The organism is Lysobacter arseniciresistens ZS79 (assembly GCF_000768335.1).
GTDB classification, from domain to species: Bacteria; Pseudomonadota; Gammaproteobacteria; order Xanthomonadales; family Xanthomonadaceae; genus Novilysobacter; species Novilysobacter arseniciresistens.
The window spans coordinates 42,002-58,326 of the sequence record NZ_AVPT01000016.1 but is presented as its reverse complement, the minus strand read 5'-3'; the positions used below and the strand labels follow the sequence as shown (position 1 = coordinate 58,326).

The window sequence follows — 16,325 nt, the reverse complement described above, 5'->3', positions numbered from 1 at the left end:
TGTTTTTTACACGAATCCCTGCCGACCCTCGACCAGGTCCCCGGCGGCGTACAGTCCCGGCACTGTGGTGCGCTGGTGGTCATCCACGAGCAACTCGCCCTTGTCATCGCAGCGCGCTCCCAGCCGGGTGGCCAGCTTCGATTGCGCGGTGCAGCCCAGCATCGGGTACAACGCCTCGAACCTCGATTCGACTCCGTCCTCGAAGCCGACGACGATCTGATGGGCGGCGGTCAGCCGGATTTGCGCGATGGGCGTCTCCACCACCCGGATGCCGACTGCCTGCAGGCGGGTTCTGTCTGCCGCCGTTAGGGGCGCGCCGCCTGGCGACACGATCAATGTGAGCCGGCGCGCATAAGTGCGCAAGAACAGCGCGTGCTCGACACCAGAATCCGCCGGGGCGATTACCCCGACTTCCTGATCCAGGACCTCAAAGCCATCGCAGATCGGGCACCAGCGAACGACGCCCGCCAGAGTGGCGATACGCAGGTCGGTCAGCGCAGCGTTGTCGGGTTGGCGGTCCACCACCCCTGTGGCCAGCAACACCATCGTCGCTCGAACACCCTCCGGCCCGATGGCGGCGGTGAATCCGCCGTCCTGGTCCTGGCGAAGTTCGTCCACGGTATCCGGTCGCACCTGCACGTCGTAGTGGGCGGCCTGGGCCTGAAGGCGTACCAGCAGATCCCTGCCGGGGATGCCATCGGGAAAGCCCGGGTAATTGTGCGTGGCGGGAATCAATGCGGCGCGGCTGTTGCCGGCATCGACGACCGCGATCCGGCGGCGATAGCGCGCCAGGTACAACGCGGCGGTCAGCCCGGCCGGGCCGGCACCGATGATCAGGCAATCCAGTTGCGTACCGCCCATGGCGCTCCCGCGTGTGACCGACAGATTGGATACCGCAACAAGACTTCCACACATCAAAAAGGGCGGCTGATCGCCGCCCTCCTGATGTCGCTCCGCTTACATCTCGTGATGTTTGGCGAATTCGGCCTGGCTCAGGCTACCGTCCTTGTCGGCGTCGAGCATGCCGAAGTGAGCCGTCATTGCGTGCTTGGCTGGAACCTCGGACTTGGAAATCTTGCCGTCCTTGTTCTGGTCGAACTTGACGAACTCGGCATCGGCCATCTTGCCGTGGTCCATGGGCATCGCGCCGTCCATCTTCATCTTGCTGTGGTCCACAGGCACCTGCTGCGCGGTGTTCGACGCCGGTTTGGTGGTCTGCGGGTCGTGACCGGCGGCCAGTGCCGTGCCAGCGGCGAACATCAGGGACAGGGCGAGTGCGGATCGAAACATCTTCATACGAAAAACTCCTTTGAGGGATTGATCGAGCCTGGGATGCAGACGTTCAATCCGGCTCATGGGATCGAACGCGAATGGGGAAATGCTGATCTATGATCGAATGCTGACGGGATTCATGTGCGGGTTTGCGTTGCACAGTAATGGTCCGTCCATACCGCTGAACGGGATAGGAAAGCCCTGCTCATGTCTTGTCTGCGGCAACCATCTGTTCAGCGGGACTTATCCAGGGAGGGGCGTCGGCCCGGCAAGCGCAGGTGAAACCACGCATCGATGAACACGGCGATGCTGAGCAGTGCGAGCACCGTCGCATCGTTGAACAAATGCTGCTGGCTTAGACCGAACAGCGCCTGTCAGTGCGAAGCTCGCTCAACCATGCGCCCAGAAGGGCCAGCGCAGCGAGCAGCACGAGCCCACGGGCGACGTTGATGGTCGTACGCGCGGCAGCTTCATTGGCGGGTGGATACATGGCGGTTTCCTTGAAGGACCGTCCTGTCGACCGCGGCCAACAGGACAGTCGGTTACAACGTTACGCGACCATCGTCGCGCAGCTCTCGGCGCAGCGCATGCATACCTCGGCGCAATGTTTCATCTGGGCGTCGTCACCCATGCGTTCGCACGATTGTGCGCATTTGCGGCAGACCTCGGCGCAGGTACCGCAGATCACGGGGGACACGCTCGCGCCGGTCAGCATGGCGTCGGCGCTGGTCGCACAGATATCGGCGCAGGCCGACAGCAGGGCGATGTGCTCGGGAGCGGCGTGCTGGCCGCCCTGGGACAGGCAATAGTTCATCGTTTCCAGGCATACAGCGTGGCACTCGGTGCAGGCGTCGATGCAAGCCTGCATCTGGCTGTCGCGGTGGATGGCATGGTGGGTCATGGTCAATCTCCTTTGCGATGGATGGATACGGACATTCCCCGCGCGTCCGTGTGCGCCCCCAAGTGAGTGATAGCGTCTGCGAACTACCGTCCGTGCTGCGCGAAGGGCGTGGTAGATCCATCATGGCCGACCAGCGACACGGTGAAGGGTTCGATGCGACCGGATGGACTCTCCATGCCCGGCGAACCCATCGGCATGCCAGCCAGTGCAAGTCCCCTGGCATAAGGTTTCTCGACCAGCAACCGTTTGATGTCCTCGACCGGCACATGACCCTCCACGAAATAGCCGCGGACCTGCGCGGTGTGGCAGGAATGCTGTGCGGCGGGCACGCCCAAGCGGGTCTTTACCGGCTCGAGTTTGCCCTCGTTGCGGATATCGACGCTGAAGCCTGCCTCACGCAGGTGCTTGACCCACTTGGCGCAGCACACGCAACTGGGGCTCTTGTGCACCACCATCCGCGGCAACGCCGCGGTCGTGGCCGCAACATCCTGTGCGGGCGGTTTTGGCGTGCGCGCACAGGCCGTCAGTGACGTAGCCAACGCGTGGACCAGCACCGCCGGCACGGTGTCTCGAGTGGTCATGTCAGTTCTCCACAAGGCACCCGGGTTGAGCACCTGAAAAGATCAATGCTGGTGGTCATGACCGTCATCGGTCTGCGGGGACGGCGGCACCGGATGCGACTCGACGGTGCCGTCGGCATGGCGATGAACGACCGGCTTGGCGGTGGCGGCTTTCGGAGCCGATGCCGCCTGGTCGTCATGCGCCGGCGTGCCTGGGGCATGCGGGTGTGGTTTGGCCTCGTCCATCTTCATGCCTGCGCCACTCGCATCGCCATCGTCGTGGGGTGGAGTTCCCGGCGGGTCGACGTGCGGCTCGGACCCGTCCATGGGCATGCCTTCCATCGGCATGTCACTGTGATCGTCCGGCACACCTGCGGGCTCCTCATGCGGCTGGGTTTCGCCACCGCCATGCGAGTGCCCGCCGCTGGTGGCGACGAGCGCCTTGTACTGCTCTTCGTCGAGATCGGGCAACTGCTGCAGGAACGCGGCCATGTTCCAGATGTACTCATCGCTCATGCTCTTGCCCCAAGCCGGCATGCCCGACATCTTGACGCCGTGCTTGATGACCCAGAACGCGACCGTGGCATCGACTTCGTGTTGTGTCAGGTTCGGCGGCGCCGGATACAGGCCCTTGCTCAGTTCCGTCTCCTCCATGCCCGGTGCAAGGTGGCATCCGGTGCACATGGCGTTGTAGTTGCCAGCGCCTTGGCGGATGCGCGCCGGGTCGGTCACGTCGGGGAGCTGCAGGTCCTTGACTCGCGCGGCGATCGAGCGTTCACGAAAGGTCGTGAGCATCGCGTAGACCGGGCGGGTGTGCTGGTCGTCGGCGGCGATGTTGTAAAGGCCCGACCAGGCAAAGGCGGCGGCGCCGATCGCGATGACGCCCAGGACGATCGCGACGGTGATGACGTGTTGGGTGTGCTTTCTCATGGGATGTATCTCCTAGAACCAGATGCGCAGGCCCGCCACGAGACGGGTATCGTCGATGTCATCGCCCTCGCCACGGCGAAAGTCCGCGGTGCCGCCGTATGCGCGCTCCCAGGCCACGCCGATGTAAGGCGCGAACTCGCGGCGGATCTCGTAGCGCAGGCGCAGGCCAGCCTCGGCCGTGCTCAGGCCCGAGCCGATGCCGCGGCGGGCGTCGTCCTGGCCGTAGAGCTCGGCCTCGACCTGCCACTGCAGGATCAGCCGGTTGGTCAGCAGCGTGTCGTACTCGGCTTCCAGGCGCGCCCCGGTCTGGCCGGACTGGCCGATGTAAGCGGTGGCTTCGACCTCGAACTTGTACGGCGCCAGGCCCTGCACGCCGATCGCGGCAAACGTCTGCGACGAGCCGGGATCGAAGTCCTGACGGACGCCGGCCACCACGTCCCACCACGGCGCGAAGCTGCGGCCGTACAGCACTTCGACATCGGCCGATTCGTTGGTGCCATCGACGCGCTCGCCTTCGCTGCGCACCCACAGCCGGTTGAGGTCGGTACCGACCCATCCCAGCCCTTTCCACTCAAGGCCGGTGCCGGAATCGGCGTCCCAAGTCTCCAGCCGGTCGATCAGCACGAAGCTCTGGATCGCATTGTCGTGCACGGCGTGTCCGCCCGGCGGCGGCACCGCAGCGATGCGATCGGCCTCGGTCAGCGCCGGAATCGGCGTGATCGGTTCGGTCGGAGCCATGATCATGCCTTCGTGGCCCATCGCCGCATGGTCCATCGGCTGCGCGGGCTCCTGCGGCATCGGCATGTCATGGCCCATCGCCGCATGGTCCACGGCGGTGGGCTCTGGCGTGGTGACGGCTGCCGGCGCCGGCATGGCGTGGCCGGCGTGCGGGTCGGCCACCTGCTTCTTCGCCGCCGTCGCAGGTTTGGCCGCCGGCTTCCTGGTCGCGGGTTTTTTGACCGCCGGTTTCCTGACGGGCGGCGGCGTGGCCGCCGGCGGCATCTGCATCTTGGAGTGGTCCATCTCCTGGGCGGAAACGGGCGCGGATCCCAGCGCCAGACCGATCGCGAACGCAATCGTTGCCAAGCGCAATGTCGAGAGCGGCAAGGTCATGGCGCTCATTCCTCCACCGTCACTTGCCGCATCATTCCGGCTTCCATGTGGTAGAGCAGATGGCAGTGGTAGGCCCAGCTGCCCAGCGCGTCGGCGCGCACGCGGTAGCTGCGCTTGCTGCCCGGCGGCATGTCGATGGTGTGCTTGCGCACGAGGAAGTTGCCTTGCTCGTCCTCGAGGTCGCTCCACATGCCGTGCAAGTGGATCGGGTGGGTCATCATCGTGTCGTTGACCAGCACGATGCGCATGCGCTCGCCGTAGTTGAGCCGGATCGGTTCGGCGTCCGACATCTTCCGTCCATCGAAGGACCAGGCGAACTTCTCCATGTGCCCGGTCAGGTGCAGTTCGATATCGCGGCTGGGGTCGCGGCCGTCCGGGTCGGCGAAGGCGCTCTTGAGCATCGCGTAGCTCAGCACCTTGCGGCCATTGTCCATCAGGCCCATACCCGGATCGTTGAGCTTGGGCACCGGCGTCATCGTCTGCATGTCGACGAGCGGGTTGCCGGCTTCGCCGGCCGGATGCGCTTGCATGCCGCCGGCACCGTGATCCATGCCGGCCATCGACGCACCACCCTGCATCGCTGACATGTCATGGCCGCTGTGGTCCATGCCGCTCATGTCCTGCGCAGCGGGTTTCGCAGTCGTGGCACCGTGGTCCATCCCGGCCATCGACGCGCCCGACATCGACGACATATCGTGGCCCCCGCCCATTCCGCCGTGGCCCATGTCGGCCATAGTCATGATCGGGCGCGGATCGACCGCGGGCACCGGCGCGCGCAAGCCCTCGCGCACGGCCAGCGTGCCGTTGACGTAGCCGGTGCGACCCATGTCCTGGGCGAAAATGGTGAAAGCGTCCTGGCCGGAGGGTTCGACGATCACATCGAAGGTCTCGGCCACTGCGATGCGGAACTCGTCGACCGTCACCGGATGCACGTACTGGCCGTCGGCGGCGACCACGGTCATCTTCAGACCGGGGATGCGCACGTCGAAGTACGTCATCGCCGAGCCGTTGATGAAGCGCAGCCGCACCTTTTCGCCGGAACGGAACAGCCCGGTCCAGTTGCCCAACGCCGAGGTGCCGTTCATCAGGTAGGTATAGGTGTGGGCGTTGACGTCCGACATGTCAGTCGGCGTCATGCGCATCCTGCCCCATGCCTTGCGGTCCTCGATGGTGGCGTCGAGGCCGTCGGTCCGGACATCGCGGAAGAAGTCGCCTACCGTGCGCTTGTAATAGTTGTCGTAGCCCGACATCTTCTTCAGTCGCGCAAACAGCGCGGCCGGATCCAGGTCGGTCCAGTCCGACAGCATCACCACGTAGTCGCGGTCATAAGAGAACGGCTCGGGCTCGAGCGGGTCGATGATGATCGAGCCGTAGAGGCCGGCCTGCTCCTGGAAAGCGGAATGGCTGTGATACCAGTAGGTGCCGCCCTGGCGCACGTCGAAGCGGTAGTGGTACGTCTCGCCGCGGCGGATGCCGTCGAAACTGATGCCAGGCACGCCGTCCATGTTCGGCGGCAGCAGGATGCCGTGCCAGTGGATCGAGGTGTCGTGGCCATGGATCGAATTCGGCGGCAGTGCGTTGGAGACATACAGATTGACGGTGTCACCTTCGCGCCAGCGCAGGATCGGCGCCGGGATCGATCCGTTGACGGTGATCGCCGTGCGCGTGTTGCCGGTGAAGTTCATCGGCGTCTCGCCGATGGTCAGGCGAAAGTCGGTGCCCGAGAGCACCTCGGTTTGGCCGGGCGATTTGAGTGCCCAGGACGGCTTGGACCACAAGCCCAGGCCGGCGACGGCACCGCCGACCGCCAGTCCCTGGACGAAGCGACGGCGCGACAAACCCGCCCCAAAGCCGGAAGATTCGGTTGACATCAAAGACTCCAATTCAGCATCCAGATGGCGTCGGGCGAGAACCCGAGCCGAAAAGTCCATGGCCTACGGCCGACGCACGAGAGCATACATCGCGGCGGACAGGAACATGGAACATGCGCCTGACAAGGCGCTGGAGAGGCTTAGCCGATCGGAGGTCGGATCAGGTGCGGCAGAGCCGGCGCAACATGGCCGGTCTGTATCGGGCGCAGGAGGCCGGTACGGGGGATGAGGGCATCCTGGATGGCTGCGATGGCGATGGCGGCAGCGCAATGCTGGGTGCAGCCGCTGCGGCAATCGGCGGACTGGCAGCAGTTCGTCGAACCATCTGTCGTATCGGAGGCCGAGGTCAAAGCCAATGGAGCGTCGGCCTTCGCCGGGGGCATGGCCCGCATGTGATGGCAATCCGGGGCCGCTGAAGCCTGAATGTGCACCCTGGCTGGTTGATCATGGGTGCTCGCGGCCTCTGCCCCATGTTGGGCGTGCGCCATGGTCATGCCGGCATGCGCCATCGCTGCCCCGGATCCATTGAGGATCAGGGTGATGCTCAGCAACAGCCTCAGCAGGATGGAGAAAGCGGTCATCGACTAAGGATAGCCTTTTCTTTGGCCGTGAATGTTAAAGGTTCCGGCAGGCCAATCCGGCCCTGCTTAGCGGCCGACAATTCATAAGGCGTTGGACCTCACAGGCCATTGAGGCCCGAAGGACTAGCCGAAAGCTGGTCTCCAGTCCAAGTGTCAGGCCCTCCACACACCAATCACACGATCCCGCTCAGCCTTACGCGCGGCCGGGAAGACTGGTGGAGGATTCCGTGAAGAACAATTCCGTGGAAACGTTTCGTTCCTCACCCGGTCGAATAACCGCATTGATCATCCCGGTGCTGCTCGGCCTGGCGGGGTGTCTGGAATCCGCAAAGCTGGCAACCATCGCCGGCATCGGGCCCAACCCGACCTTGCCGCTTCCGAACCGTACCCTGATTCCGACCGTGGACATCGCCCCGGCCGAAGGCTGGCCGAGCGGCGCAATGCCGACACCGGCGCCGGGATTCACGGTCACCCGGTTCGCCGGCGGCCTGGATTACCCGCGCTGGCTGTACGTGCTGCCCAACGGCGATGTGCTGGTGGCGGAAACCAATGGTCCCGGCAAGAGCGGCGTCACCGGTCTGAAAGGCGCCGTGATGAAGCAGGTCATGAAGCGTGCCGGTGCCGGGGTCCCCAGCGCCAACCGCATTACGCTGCTGCGCGATGCCGATGGTGACGGGGTAGCCGAAACCAGCAGCGTGTTCCTGCAAGACTTGAGTTCGCCGTTCGGCATGGCGCTGGTCGGCGATACCCTGTACGTCGCCAATGCCGATGCCCTGGTCAAGGTTCCGTACCGCGCAGGGGACATCGCCATTGCGGCCGTGCCCGAAGAGGTGATCGAACTGCCCGGCCGCGGCCGGTTCAACCATCACTGGACCAAGAGCCTGCTCGCCAGCCGCGATGATTCCCGGCTGTATGTCGGTGTCGGGTCCAACAGCAACGCGGCCGACAACGGGATGGCGGTGGAAGTGGACCGCGCCGCGATCCTTGAGATCGACCCTGCGGCACGAACGAAGCGGGTGTTCGCCTCCGGGCTACGCAATCCGGTCGGCATCGCCTGGCACCCGCTGACAGGTGCGCTGTGGACGGTAGTCAACGAGCGCGACGAACTCGGCAGCGACTTGGTGCCGGATTATCTGACGTCGGTACGCGAAGGCGGTTTCTACGGCTGGCCCTACAGTTACTACGGCCCGCATGTCGATCAGGAAGTCCAGCCGCAACAGCCCGACCTCGTGGCACGGGCCATCGTGCCGGACTATGCGCTCGGCTCGCACGTGGCTCCGTTGGGGTTGACTTTCTACGATGCGTCGCTGTTGGCGCCGCGGTATCGCGGTGGCGCCTTCGTCGGCATGCACGGCTCATGGAACCGGCGACCGCCCAGCGGTTACAAGGTGGTGTTCGTGCCTTTCTCCAATGGAAGACCTGCAGGTGCACCTGAGGATGTATTGACCGGATTCGTCGGTGAGGACGGGCATGCCTTCGGGCGTCCGGTCGGCGTGGTGGTCGACAAGACCGGCGCCCTGCTGGTCGCCGACGATGTCGGCAATGTTGTCTGGCGTGTCGTGCCGGTCAGCACGCGAGAGGACGCAGGCGATTCGCGTTGATGGCTGGTCATCGGAGGTATGCCGGCACATCCTCGTTTTCCGATCGCTCCGGACCATGATTCGAACGGACCACATGATCTTCTCCAAAGAAGATCGTGTTGGCTGCATTTGTTGAAACTGGGCGGTACAGTGATTGGAACTGTAGCCACCGGGACGGTCCGTCATGAAGCCCATCCATCCCATGCTGGTCCACTTCCCGATCGCGTTGCTGGTGTTCTCTGTGTCGGCCGATGGCGCGGCCTACGTCACTCGCATCGAATCGCTGGGCAGCACCGGCTGGTGGACGTTGCTCGGCGCTGCAATCAGTGCGCTGGCCGCGGTCGCGGCCGGGCTATTCGACATGTACCGGGCGCACAGAACCGGCTTGAGCGAGGAGGTCCACCATCGGGTGCACCGGCATAGACTCGTCGGCTTCGCCCTGCTGGTGGCGATACTGGCTCTGGCGTTCTGGCGTTGGATGCTTTTCGACGGTGATCGCAGCGTACCGATGCTGTATCTCGACGCGGCGATGTTGACGGTGGCCCTCGCGGCCTTGCAAGGTTGGCTCGGCGGCGAGCTGGTCTATAGCGATGGCGTGTTCGTCCAGTCGCGGCCTGCATGCGATGAGGTAGGCGGGAGCGATAAAGAACACGGTGATGGGCACGGACATCGCCACTAGCCGCGCGGCATCAACGGCAATTCAAAGGACAACGGCATGCTGATTCAGCCTTTCGATATTTTCGTGCACGTCTGGCTTGTATTGGCCGTGCTGTCCGCTGCCTACGTCGCATGGGACCAGTTCACTGGCAACCCGGAGCCTGCGGTGATGAAGTGGGGGTTCGTGCTGGTCACGCTGTACATGGGTCCGATAGGACTGCTGTTGTATGTCATGGCTGACAAGGAACCGCGGCCCGGGGAACACGAGGCATTCATCAGACCGCTGTGGAAACAGGGCGTCGGTTCCACCGTCCACTGCGTCGCGGGCGACGCTACCGGCATCATCGTGGCCGCGGTGATCGTTGCGCTCATCGGCCTGCCGATGTGGCAGGACCTGATCATCGAATACGTGGCTGGTTTCCTGTTCGGCCTGCTGATTTTCCAGGCGTTGTTCATGCGTCGGATGATGGGCGGCACGTATCTGCAGAATGTGCGCCGCAGCTTCCTGCCCGAGCTGATCTCGATGAACTGCATGATGGCGGGCATGGCACCGGTCATGGTTGCGTTGATGATGGGCCGCGACATGCGCGCCATGTGGCCGGGCGAACCGCTGTTCTGGATGGTGATGTCGATCGGCGTGATCGCCGGCTTTGCGGTCGCCTATCCCGTTAATGTCTGGATGGTGGCGCGTGGCATGAAGCATGGGTTGATGACCGAGCGGAAGGAAAATGAAGAAGGAAATGCCACGAAAGCCCCGTCCACAAAAGCGGGGGCGAACGCTGGAAAGCGCGGAGCGCAGCCCAGTCCCGGCTCGACGGGCGGTGACAGCGCAGAGACAGCGCCGATGCCCGGAATGGATCACTCGGCGATGGGCAAGAGCGCCGGCTCGCGCATGGCCTCCAAGGCGCCAGCCAAACAGGCCGGCGAAGATAGTCACGCCTCCCACGGCGGATCAGGCAATACGCCAGGTGACGCGATGAAGTCGGATGTCACCCGGCCGCAACTGTTCGCCGTCACCACCTTCACCGCGCTGATGCTTCTGCTGGGCATGACGTTTCCGGCAGCGTTCTACAACCTCACCTTGAGCGCGCACGATGTGGGCGGCGCGATCATGCCGCCGGGGATGATCATGGACAACGACACGCCGGCCGCGGCAATGCTCGACATGGCTGCGGTCGATCCGCGCGATGTCACGCAAACGTATGGACTGAAAGTCCGCGGCGGCCGGGAGCTCCAGCCGCGCCTGGAAAATGGCGTCAAGGTGTTCGATCTGGAGACATCGGTGATCCGCTGGCAGATACTGCCAAACATCCACGTCAACGCTTATGCCTTCAATGGCCAGGTGCCAGGCCCGACGTTGCGCTTTCGCGAAGGCGATCGGGTGCGAATCAACGTGACCAACCGGCTGCCCGAAACGACTACTGTGCACTGGCATGGGCTGATCCTGCCCAATGTGATGGACGGTCCGGCGCATGTCACTCAAGAACCGATCGAGAACGGCGACATTTACCGGTACGAGTTCACCGTGGTCCAGTCGGGCACGTATTTCTATCACTCCCACGACCACGTCGATCGGCAGCAGGCGCTGGGACTTTACGGCGCGATGCTGATCGAGCCGCGCATCGCCGACTCCACGCTCGCAGCCGACCACGAGTACACGATCCAGTTGCAGGAATGGCTGATGCGCGAGGGCATCACCTATCCGGCGATGCCGATGGAAGGCGGCATGCCCAACTACTTCACCATCAACGGCCGCGCATACCCATCGACCGACACCATCCACATGAAAGTGGGCGAGACGGTAAAAGTACGTTTCATCGGTTCCAACAGCGGCTTCATCCACCCGATGCATATCCACGGCGGGCCATTCGAGGTCGTTGCACGCGACGGCGAAACCCTGGCGCCGGCCGCCCGCTTCAGGGCCGACACGATCAACATCGGCCCCGGCCAGCGTTACGACGTCATCTGGAAAGCACTCAAGCCCGGCAAGTGGATGATCCATTGCCACATCTCGCACCACACCACCAACAACAACACGGAGACCGACGGCGGCGGCGGACTGATGATGCATATCGAAGTGGCCGGCGACCCGACGACATGACGGATATTGCACCGCAACCGGATCGAAATCAGGCCGATATCAAACGCAAGGGCGGGCTGAGCTTGATCGCCTCCTGCGATGCGCGTCAGAACACCAAGTAGAAAGACCCGAAGCGCGCATGACGACACTCGACCGCTACCTTGATGCCGCCACCCGCGAGAACACCCGTCGCAGCTACCAGTCCGCGATGCGCCACTTCGAGGTCGAATGGGGCGGCCACCTGCCGGCGACAGCGGACAGCATCGCCCACTATCTGGCCGACCATGCCGGTCGGCTCGCTACCAATACGCTCAAGCAGCGCTTGGCCGCTTTGGCCCAATGGCACGTCGAGCACGGCTTTGCCGATCCAACCCGGGCGCCAGTCGTGCGCAAGGTACTCAAGGGCATCCAGATGCTGCACCCCACGATCGAGAAGCGCGCCGAACCTCTGCTATTGGGCCATCTCGCCCAAGTGCTGACGTGGCTCGAAGGCGCGGCAGGCATCGCGCAGAGCCGGGGCGACTATGCGGGACAATTGCGGCATCTGCGCGACCGCGCGCTCGTGTCGCTCGGTTTTTGGCGCGGATTCCGCGGCGACGAATTGCTCCGCTTGCAAGTGGAGCATGTCCGCATCATTCCCGGTCAAGGCATGACCTGTTTCCTGCCGCGCAGCAAAGGCGACCGGCAAAACGAGGGCCGATCATTCAACGTACCTGCATTGTCGCGCTGCTGCCCCGTCGCGGCCACCGGAGACTGGATCGCGTTGGCCGCGCTCACCGAAGGGCCGCTGTTCCGGCGGATCGACCGCTGGGCTGGAATTCATACCGAGCCGCTGCACGCCAACAGCCTCATTCGGTTGCTGCGGCGTGCCTTCGCCCAAGCCGGTCTGCCATCACCGGACGACTACAGCGGACACTCGCTGCGACGTGGCTTCGCCGCGTGGGCGGATGCAAACGGCTGGGACATCAAGACCTTGATGGAATACGTCGGCTGGAAAGACGTGAAATCGGCGATGCGATACCTCGATGGCGCGGACCCGTTCGCGCGCCATCGGATCGAGGCGAGCCTGTCGCCGCAGATCACGTCGTCCCTTGTGCTTCCGGCGCCCGGCTCTGCACCACCTCTCCAGTCCGGCGGCGATTCGTCATGACGCAGCCATCCGACACAACTTTTTCAACGGTTCATGCGATGTTCGTCATCGACGCGATGGCCATCCCGCATCTCGTGCAGCACGCGGCAAAGGTCACGGCCCGCTGCGAAAAATCCCTGGCGGGAGAGGTGGCCTGCGCCACCCATTAGCCATCATCACGTATCAACGCCAGAAGCGGCCGAATTCGTTGCCGGATGGCCAAGAGCAACGCGCTCATGTCATCCAGTTCGGCCTCGATGTCCACCGCCAACTCGGCGATCGTTTCATCGACGCTCGTTGTCGATATGGCTCCCCCGTTGATCAGGGCGTGCGCCATCCCATGCAGTCGTAGAAGATCGGTGCGTAATTCGTCCGGATCGGCGACGAGCGCGCAAATGGTGTCGAGATCATCGACCGCACGCAGCAGCTGCGTCGTGTCAAAGGTCGTACGCAATTGTTGGAGTCCTATCGCGTCGACGCCACCGAGGGGCGGGGTGGCGTCGGCCAGCCCCGTTCTATTCGTTCGTTGGGTCATCACCTTGCTCCGTTGCTATCGTCGTCGCACGAGCGGCTTTCGCGGCATCTTTGAACAGACGATCACGAATCCACGGCTCTGGGGGTCGCTTCAGGTCAAGGCGATAGTCACCAAAACGCTTGACGCCGCCGGTCAGATAGGGCGAGAAAAAGGCAACATCGTGTCCCGACACCGCGACACCATCATCAGCGAGCTTCTGAAGTGCACGCATCATGTCCACTGTGTTTTGCAAGATCACGGCCGAAGCAATCAAATCGTTATAGCGAAGACGCTTCTGTTGCTCATCCGGATCATTCTCAGCGATCACGTCGCCGCCGAACGAAAAGAACTTCGCGAAGCCGTTGTACGACTCGATCTTGTTTGTCTCAGCCGTCACCTCTTGACGTAAGGGCGAACTGCCGATCCAGTTCAACAGAAAGACGGTTCGGTGGGCGCGCCCCAGTTCCTGAGCCGCAAGAAAAAGGCGGTTGCGTTGACTGCTCGCGCCCAGCCGGCGCAGGAGCATCGGGGATGCGATTTTGCCCGCCTGGATCGAGATGGCGATCTGCAGGAGGTCCTTCCAGTGGGTCTCGATCAACGTCCAGTCGATCGCGCCATGAAAGAGCGAATCGATATGCGCATATCTTGTCTGCTTGTCGGCGCGGAAAAAATCGAGGTCCTTCCAGTTGCGAATCCGGGGCAGCAGGTTGATACCGAGCAGGTACGTGAACGCAAACACCGTAGCCGACTGGCCCTGCGTGTCCGAATACACGGTGTCAGGTTCGATCGAAAGCTTGGCCTGCATCAGGCCTTCGATGACATAGACGGCCTCCCAGATACCGGGCGGGATAAAGTGCCGAAATGTGGCGATGTAGTTATTCGCGACATGTCGGTAGGCCACGGCACCCATCTTGCGGTACCGGAAGTGATAGCCCGCCAAAAGGTTCTGATCGTAGAAGTCGTATTGTGTGCCATCGGCCGCCACGCTCTTGCCGTCACCCCAAACCCGCGGAAGATCAAGGCGTAGATAGAGCTCAGCCAGTTCACGGGTAGCGGCCTCGAGCTTCTCGACCGTGACGTGCCGGCGGTTGGCACGCGAAATCATATGCGGGCTGACCTCGCCGACGAAATGGCGCGCCGCCTGGTTTGGCCCCAAGTTGCATCCCATGGCGAAGATCGTTTGCAAGTAACGTTCGGTGGCTTGCTTGATCTTCGGTTCGTGTCCCGAAATCGGGCCAAAGTGCCGCGTAAAGTGCGTCCAGTGCTCGATGTTGGCCAGGATATCCAGGAGGTTGCGTGTCGGGAGTTCGCGGCCAAGAGCACTCTGCAGGGCAATCGCCGACGCGGGGATATCCCGCGCCTGGACGCGGCGCAACACCGGCCCGCCGTCGTCACCGATTGCCACATCCCCCTTGAGATCGGGGAACGCGGCATCGATGCGTGCAGCGGTGTCGGTCAACCGTTGTTTCAGCTCGCTGACGCAAGCCGCCGCTGAGGGTGGGATATCGACCTTGGCGCAAAAATCCGCGAGGCGCGCTTCGCACTCGGCCCATGGCAGCAAGTGCTCTCGGACGTCGGCGAAAGCCTCCGATCCCACCACGCAGGTATCGCCGGACTTGAGCTCGCTGGCCAAGTGCGAGAAAACGCACATTTCGAGATAACGGCGATTGACTGGCGGGCCGTCGTCGTCGGGACGAACGATAAGCTTGCGCCACCGTTCCGAGCAAAATCGGAGATCCACAGAGTTGGAAACCCACTCGGCCTTGCGACCTTCGTTTGCCAGCACGACGGCCAACGCGTCCATGAGTGATTGGTTCTGCGTTGCCGAGACGAAATCAAGCGTGCGCGCAAGTCGCATCAGCGCCGCACGATGGCTGGCGAAGAATCGCCAGAGCAGTGGCAGGTGATTGCTTCCGCCTGATAGACGAATCGCCGCGCAGTCATCGCGCAAACGTTCCAAACTGCCGTCCGGCGCCAGTAAGGCCCGAATGCGGCGGCCTGCGGGTGGATCTTCCTTTTCCTCCACGAGGATCGCCAGGACGTCGTCCAGTTTGGCGACGAGCTGTTCGGCCATCGCGCGTTGGTGCATCTGAATCGCGGTGAGTTCCTCTTTGGCGCGCTTGTGCAGCGTGCTCACGCGACGAATGAACATTTCAGCAAGATCGTCGCGTGCACGGACCCGCATGCGATGAATCAGTGCGAGCATCAGAGCATATCGCCGGCTAGGGGCTGTGCGCTTGAGGTCATCCGCGTCGAGCAGAGCCGCTTGGTGCGCGAGGTGCCGGATCTTGTTCACGGGAGCGCCACGGAGTGAATCATCCACGTCGCCTAGTGTCTTCAGCCAAGCCAACTGATCGAGAACGGCTTCAAGGTGCTTCTTGGTTGCCCGTTTTGGGATTGCCTTGATCGCCTGGAAAGCGGACTGCCGCTGGGCGAAGTCGGTGGACAATAGACTGTCCAGAAATTCCCGGCGTTCGCTCGTCAGGCCTGCGCTGATGCTCTCATACAGACGCTCTTGCGCTGTCACGGCAGCGGCTTCGGCGATCCGATCTAGGGTGGAGAACGCCGGCAGCTCGTACCGGCGAAAGATCAGTTCCTCGATCGAAGCGTTGATGACGTCAACGCGCTGATCCATCACTTCGGATGCTTCATACGCGGCACGCACCGCGATGCGCTGCGCTTCCTTGCCGTAGTAGCGTTGAACGTCGACGTATGTACGAACGGCAGCGAAATGCCGATAGAGGGTCTTGGAGCCCCGATAGTCAGCCACCGTGGCTGGCTTCAGATTCAACACCGTCCGAATATGACTGATGATCTCAGCCGGCACGTTCTCCAATGCGGGAAAGTAATGCAGCTGCTGAAACGTCTTGAGCAGCACGATCAGACCCAAACGGCCCGTATCGCTGCGGGCGAAGCCCGAAGCCCATTCCACTTCGTCCACATCGGGGGTGTAATGCCGGAGCAGGTCGCGTGTCGTTATCACACGAGGAAACCGCGGGTATGCGGTGCGCTCGAGGTTCGCCATAACCACCAACCGTCAGAGAGGGTGGCTTTGAGCTTAACGAACGATGGTGAGCAAGACCAACCGCGAGCCGCGAACGCGATTTTTCTGAGGTGTCATACGGATGCAGAGCCGC

Annotated in this window: 14 protein-coding genes and 1 pseudogene; 5 read left to right on the top strand and 10 right to left on the bottom strand. The window is 63.1% G+C overall.

Annotated elements, in window-relative coordinates; all coding sequences use genetic code 11:
• Positions 1-6: 6 nt before the first annotated feature.
• From N799_RS09380 to N799_RS09345, 8 genes are all read right to left on the bottom strand, one after another.
• Positions 7-861: an NAD(P)/FAD-dependent oxidoreductase gene (locus N799_RS09380; protein ID WP_052101416.1), complete on the bottom strand. Its 855-nt coding sequence runs from the start codon at positions 859-861 to the stop codon at positions 7-9.
• Between the two features lie 96 nt (positions 862-957).
• Complete coding sequence (locus N799_RS15985; protein WP_238978879.1) at positions 958-1,356, bottom strand: EF-hand domain-containing protein; 399 nt, start codon at positions 1,354-1,356, stop codon at positions 958-960.
• 466 nt (positions 1,357-1,822) lie between these two features.
• On the bottom strand, positions 1,823-2,173 hold the full coding sequence (locus N799_RS09370) for a four-helix bundle copper-binding protein (RefSeq protein WP_036211334.1): 351 nt from the start codon (positions 2,171-2,173) through the stop codon (positions 1,823-1,825).
• A gap of 83 nt (positions 2,174-2,256) precedes the next feature.
• Positions 2,257-2,628, bottom strand: coding sequence for a DUF411 domain-containing protein (locus N799_RS09365; RefSeq protein ID WP_036211331.1), 372 nt, complete (start codon positions 2,626-2,628; stop codon positions 2,257-2,259).
• A 168-nt stretch (positions 2,629-2,796) separates the two neighbouring features.
• The gene (locus tag N799_RS09360; protein WP_036211328.1) at positions 2,797-3,663 is read right to left on the bottom strand and encodes a c-type cytochrome; all 867 of its coding nucleotides are present in this window, start codon (positions 3,661-3,663) and stop codon (positions 2,797-2,799) included.
• A 12-nt stretch (positions 3,664-3,675) separates the two neighbouring features.
• A complete protein-coding gene (locus tag N799_RS09355) occupies positions 3,676-4,776 on the bottom strand; it encodes a copper resistance protein B (protein ID WP_052101418.1) in 1,101 nt (366 codons plus the stop codon).
• Positions 4,777-4,781: 5 nt separating this feature from the next.
• Positions 4,782-6,647, bottom strand: a complete 1,866-nt coding sequence (locus N799_RS09350) for a copper resistance system multicopper oxidase (protein ID WP_036211325.1) — start codon at positions 6,645-6,647, stop codon at positions 4,782-4,784.
• Positions 6,648-6,787: 140 nt separating this feature from the next.
• Positions 6,788-7,228 carry a CopL family metal-binding regulatory protein gene (locus tag N799_RS09345; RefSeq protein WP_036211323.1) on the bottom strand — a complete coding sequence of 147 codons (441 nt, stop codon included), beginning with the start codon at positions 7,226-7,228 and terminating at the stop codon, positions 6,788-6,790.
• A 272-nt stretch (positions 7,229-7,500) separates the two neighbouring features.
• On the opposite strand from N799_RS09345, the gene N799_RS09340 reads away from it, so the two are divergent.
• The 5 genes and pseudogenes from N799_RS09340 to N799_RS15660 all read left to right on the top strand — a co-directional run bounded on the left by N799_RS09340 (position 7,501) and on the right by N799_RS15660 (position 12,844).
• Complete coding sequence (locus N799_RS09340; RefSeq protein ID WP_036211370.1) at positions 7,501-8,829, top strand: PQQ-dependent sugar dehydrogenase; 1,329 nt, start codon at positions 7,501-7,503, stop codon at positions 8,827-8,829.
• Between the two features lie 163 nt (positions 8,830-8,992).
• The gene (locus N799_RS09335; protein ID WP_081974906.1) at positions 8,993-9,487 is read left to right on the top strand and encodes a DUF2231 domain-containing protein; all 495 of its coding nucleotides are present in this window, start codon (positions 8,993-8,995) and stop codon (positions 9,485-9,487) included.
• A gap of 36 nt (positions 9,488-9,523) precedes the next feature.
• Positions 9,524-11,566: a multicopper oxidase domain-containing protein gene (locus tag N799_RS09330; protein WP_036211320.1), complete on the top strand. Its 2,043-nt coding sequence runs from the start codon at positions 9,524-9,526 to the stop codon at positions 11,564-11,566.
• A 118-nt stretch (positions 11,567-11,684) separates the two neighbouring features.
• Positions 11,685-12,665 (top strand): annotated as a pseudogene (locus tag N799_RS09325) (site-specific integrase); the annotation flags it as partial.
• Positions 12,666-12,691: 26 nt separating this feature from the next.
• Complete coding sequence (locus N799_RS15660) at positions 12,692-12,844, top strand: hypothetical protein (protein ID WP_160279965.1); 153 nt, start codon at positions 12,692-12,694, stop codon at positions 12,842-12,844.
• Here N799_RS15660 and tnpC read toward each other — a convergent pair.
• Together tnpC and N799_RS09315 are read right to left on the bottom strand one after the other, a co-directional pair.
• Entirely contained in the window at positions 12,841-13,209 is a 369-nt protein-coding gene (gene tnpC, locus N799_RS09320) for a Tn3 family transposase post-transcriptional regulator TnpC (RefSeq protein WP_152597890.1), read from the bottom strand. The genes N799_RS15660 and tnpC overlap by 4 nt on opposite strands.
• Entirely contained in the window at positions 13,190-16,213 is a 3,024-nt protein-coding gene (locus N799_RS09315) for a Tn3 family transposase (protein ID WP_036211359.1), read from the bottom strand. Before N799_RS09315 ends, tnpC begins: the two co-directional genes overlap by 20 nt.
• Between the last annotated feature and the right edge of the window lie 112 nt (positions 16,214-16,325).